Origin of the sequence: Streptomyces sp. adm13(2018), from assembly GCF_008042145.1 — a bacterium.
Lineage (GTDB): Bacteria > Actinomycetota > Actinomycetes > Streptomycetales > Streptomycetaceae > Streptomyces.
On record NZ_RDBH01000159.1, the window covers coordinates 1 to 5047 of the forward strand.

Consider the following 5047-nt stretch of genomic DNA (forward strand, 5'->3'; position numbering starts at 1 on the left):
GAGTTCGCGGAGCTCGAACAGGCCCTCCGCAACCGGCCGTTCGACCTCACGGCCGAGGCACCCCTCCGCGCCGTACTCGCCCGCAGCACGCGGGCGAGTTCGCCGAGCGTCCGGTGCTCGAAGAACAGGGTGATGGGCAGCGACCGGTCCAACTCCCGCTCCAGCCGCTTGACGAGGTCGACGGCCATGAGCGAGTCGAGGCCGAGACCGAGGAGCGGTACGTCGTCGCCGAGGGCGTCGGGGGAGAGGTGGAGCGCCTCGGTCAGCAACTGCCGCAGGACGGGAATCACGCCGTCGGCGCCGGGCGCTGAAGCCGGGGCTGGGGCAGCGGCCTGGGCGGACGGTTGTGTGGACGTGGACGTGCGCTCGCGCATGGGCGTAGGCGAGGGGACGGACGTGGAGCGGGTCGGTACCGGGGCGTCGGCGGGGTGCGGGGCCCGTGATGCCGTGGCCCGGCTGCCGAGGTCGGCGACGATGAGCTGGGCGGCGTCGATGCCGCAGGCGGTGTGCAGGGCGGCCAGCGCCTCGCCGGTCGCCAGTGGCCGGGGCCCGCGCGTGCCGTCGGAGGCGAGTCCCGTTCCGGCGAACGCCGCGAAGTTGACCGCCTGCCAGGGCCGGCCGGCGGAGCGTTCGGCGGCAGCGAAGGCGTCGAGGTAGGCGTTGGCGGCGGCGTAGTCTCCGATCGCTCCCGCGAGCCCGGGGAGGACGGAGGAGACCGAGGAGAACACCACGCACAGGCCGGGGCGCAGGTCGTGCTTGACGACGCCGCGGGCGAGCAGAGCGGTGCCCCGTGTCTTGGCGGCCAGGGCGTCGGCGATCTCGTCGGGTGTCTTGGCCCGCAGCGTGCCCGGGCGTACGACACCGGCGGCGTGGATGAGGACGTCGAGTCGTGGAAGGCGGGCCAGCAGGGTGTCGACGTCGGCCGGGCGGGAGACGTCGGCGGCGCGGTACTCCACGGTGGCGCCGAGCACCCGGAGCTCCCCGAGGAGGCCGGCGGGCGGTTCGGCCGAGCGGCCGGTGAGCAGCAGGGTCGGCCTGCCCCTCCCCGCGAGGTCGCGGGCCAGCGCGGCTCCCACGCCGCCGGTGCCGCCGGTGATCAGGTACGTCCCGTGGGGCGGCAGCGCGGACTCGTCCGAGGTGGCGCCGGGGGCCGAGGGCCGGGTCGTACGGCCCAGGCGTCGTCCCGCCCGCCAGGCGACGGCGGGCGCGGGGCGGAGGTCCCCGGAGTCGTCGGACGCGGTGGGCCGGACGGTCAGTTCGCGGTCCAGGGCGTCGAGCCGTGCGTCCGTCCCGTCGAGGGAGGAGAGGTCGACGCTGTGCGCGAGCACCCCGGGGAACTCCTCGGGCAGCGCCAGGGCCAGTCCGGTGAGGACGGCCTGCGCGGGGTTCGGACGTTCGGCGCCGACACCGGTGACGTGGACGTCCTCGGTGACGAGGAGGACGCGCGGCCGGTGCGGGGCGAGCTCCGGCAACAGGCTCTGGAGGGCGGTCGCCAGGGCACGATGGGACGCGTCCAGGGCGTCGGCGGCCTCGGGCCCGTCCGCCGGGCCCGGGTCGGGGCTTGGACCGGCGAGCAGCACGACGACCTCGGGTGCGGAGGTCTGGGGCGGGACGGCCCTGGGCGGGACGGTCTCCGGCGCGGTGACCTCGGGCGCGGCGGCCTCGGGTGCCGCGGCCCCACTCGGGGCCGTGTCGCCGGTCGTCCCCGGGGCCCCGGCGCCCCTCGCGTCCTCTGCGCGCCGGACCGCGACGCCGCGCGCCCCGAGCCGGTCCGCGAAAGCCCGGGAGAGCTGCGAGTCCGGCCCCGCGAGGAGGACCGAGCGCGGGCCGGGCACGACGGTCGCCGGGGCGTCGTCCCACTCGATCCGGTGCAGCAGCGGCCGGGACGGCCGGGGGGCGGCGGCGGGCCGGTAGCGGCGCCGCTGGAAGGGATAGGTGGGTACGGCGATCCGCGTCCGCCCGGCGTCGAGCCCGGTGCGGTCCAGCGGCACTCCCCGTTCCCAGAGCCGGCCGACGGCCTCCAGGAGCCCCCGGGCGCCGTGCTGGTGCCCGGCGGCGAGGGTGAGCGCCCCGCTGCCGCGCGGGTGCGCGGCCGCGACGGCGCGCACGGAGCCGCCGAGCGTGCGGGCGCCGAGTTCCACGAACGTGTCGTACCCGTCGTCGAGGAGCCGCTCCACCGTGGCGCCGAAGCGCACCGGCTGCCGGGCGTGGGCCCGCAGATGGGCCGGGTCGAGGACGGGCTGCCAGTCGGCGGTGACCGTACTGATCAGGGGCGTAGCCGTGCCCGGCGACTGCCGGAGCGTGAGACCTCGTGCCGCTTCGGCCAGTGCGTCGAGGGCCGGGTCCATCAGGGACGAGTGGAAGGCCCGGGACACCCCGAGCCGACGTGCCGCGAGGCCCCGGCCGGAGAGGACGGCCACGGCGTGATCGACGGCGGCGGGGGTCCCGGCGAGGACGACCTGGTCGGGACCGTTGACGGCCGCGATGTCCAGGTCACCCCGTGCCCCGGCCACCACGTCCGCGACCGCCCGCTCGTCGCAGCGGACGGCGGCCATGGCGCCCGGAGGGCACAAGTCGGCCATCAGACGGCCGCGTTCGGCGGCGAACCGAACGGCGTCGGCGAGCGGGAGCGTCCCCGCCACGCACGCGGCGGCCAGTTCGCCGACGCTGTGCCCGGCGACGGCGTCCGGGACGATGCCCCAGGCCCGCACCTGACGCGCGAGCGCCACCCCGTGGGCGACGAGGAGGGGTTGGGCGATCTCCGTACGGGCCGCCGCGTCGGGCGACACGTCGTCGAGACACCAGGCGGCGAGGCTGCGCCCGGCGATCGTCCCGGCGTGGCCGGACGCCTCTTCGAGCGCCGCGCGGAAGGCGGGCGCCTCGTCGTGGAGAACGCGGGCCTGCTCGTGCGGCCGCACGCCCTGCCCGGGCAGGAGCAGGACGAGCCGGGCACGCGACCGTACGGGCGTCCGGGTCGGCCGCACCCGGTCGTGGACGGCGCCAGGCGGGACGGCGTCGGCGCGTGCGGCGCCGGGCGCTATGACGTCGAGCCGTGCGACGTCGAGCCGTGCGGCTTCGAGTCGTTCGGCGAGGTCGCCGGCGGCGACCAGCGCGAGACGGTCGGGACCCTCGTCGCGGGCGCCGGCGACGGCGGCGCAGACGTCTCCTTCGTCGAGCCCGGGACGCTCCCTGAGGTGGGCGGCGAGTCCGGCGGCGGCGGCGCGCAGCGCCTCGTCCCCGTGCGCCGACAGGGTGAGCAGCCGAGGCGGCCGGTGCCTTCCGGTACCGTCGCTTCGGCCGTCGGCCGAGCCGCTCACCGCCCCCTCCGCCGCGCTCACCGCCCCCTCCGCCGCCCGCTGCTCCGGGAGACTCCGGACCGGGGCCTCCTCCAGGACGGCATGGGCGTTCGTGCCGCCGAATCCGAAGGCGTTGACGCCCGCGATGAGCGGCCCGGGGGAGTCCCAGGCGCGGACGGCTTCCACGAGTTCGAATCCGGCGCCGGCCAGGTCGAGCGACGGCGCGGGCGGCGCGGTGCGGAGCGGCGACGGGGGTAGACGCCGCTGCCCGAGCGCGAGGACGACCTTCACCAGGCTCGGCAGGGCGGCGGCGTTGAGCAGATGGCCGATGTTCGCCTTGACCGAGCCGAGCATCCGCAGTCGCCCGTCGGACAGCGGCGGAAAGGCGTGGGTGAGCGAGCGCACCTCGACGGGGTCGCCGATCGGTGTGCCGGTGCCGTGCGCCTCCACGTACGACACGTCCGCGGGGTCGACACCGGCGTCGCGGTACGCCTGCGTGATGACCTCCCGCTGGGTCAGGGGGTTGGGCGCCAGCAGGCTGAGGGAGCTGCCGTCGTTGTTGACGGCGGTGCCGCGGAGCAGTGCGAGGACGGGATCCCCGGCGCGCTCGGCGTCATCGAGCCTGGTCAGCACCAGCGCCGCGCCCCCCTCGCCCGGGACGAAACCGTCGGCCGCCGCCCCGAAGGCGTGGCAGCGCCCGGTCGGGGACAGTGCCCCGGCCTTCTCCAGGAGCGCGTACCCGGCCGGAGTGAGGTTGAGGTGGACGCCGCCGACCACGGCGAGGTCGCATTCGCCGGCCTGGAGACTGCGACGCGCCAGGTGCAGGGCGACGAGGGCGGAGGAGCAGGCGGTGTCGACCGCGAGGGCGGGCCCCGTCAGGTCGAGACAGTGCGCGACGCGGGCGGCGAGCATATTGGGGAGGTTCCCGGTGAGAGCGGCGGCGGGCAACCCCTCGGTGCCGTGGGCCTCTTCGAGGATCCGCCGGTAGCCGCTGTCACCGGCGGCGACGAACACCCCCACCCTGCGCCCGCGCCGCCGCGGCCCGGCGTATCCGGCCCGTTCCAGGGCCTCGTGGGCGAGCTCCAGGAGGATCCGCGCCTGCGGGTCGGTCGCCCGCGCCTCCACCTCCCCGATGCCGAAGAACTCCGCGTCGAAGCCGTCGGGTTCGTCGAGGAACGCCCCCTGGCGAACGTGCCTCTCGGCCGCGTCGGCCCACCTCTCGCCGGGTACGGGGGTGACGGCGTCGTAGCCCTCCAGGAGCCGCGCCCAGAAGGCCTCGGGCGTGTCGGCCCCGGGGAGGCGGCAGGCCAGCGCGGAGACGGCGATCACGGGCTCGACGGACTGCCCGGCCTGGTGTGGAGCCCCCTGTCCGGACGTGCTGCGCGGCCCCGGCAGCCCGCCGGATCCTCCGTGGGCCGGGAAGCCGGCATCCGTCGTGTCGTACGGCGGGACCCCAGCGGGCCCCGGGCCACCGGACGTGCCTCCGGCGAGCACCAGGCCGGCGAGGGCGGCCACCGTGGTGTGATCGCGAACGTCGGAGGGCCGAAGGGTCAGGCCGAACTCGTCCTCAAGCCCCGCCAACACCTCCATCGCCTTCAGGGACGAGCCCCCGAGGGCCCGGAAGTCGTCGTCCAGCCCGATGGCGTGGCCGGGCAGCCCGAGCGCCCGCACCCAGATGTCGCGGACAACGGCCTCGACGGCGGGCCGTGAGAGAGGAGCGGCGGGCGGGGACGGGACATCGGGTACGGGGG

The 5047-nt window shown here is 76.8% G+C and carries 1 protein-coding gene; it reads right to left on the reverse strand.

The features are described from left to right. Positions 1 to 5047: type I polyketide synthase (locus EAO70_RS34980; RefSeq protein ID WP_148006843.1), on the reverse strand; the 5047-nt coding region annotated here is incomplete at both ends.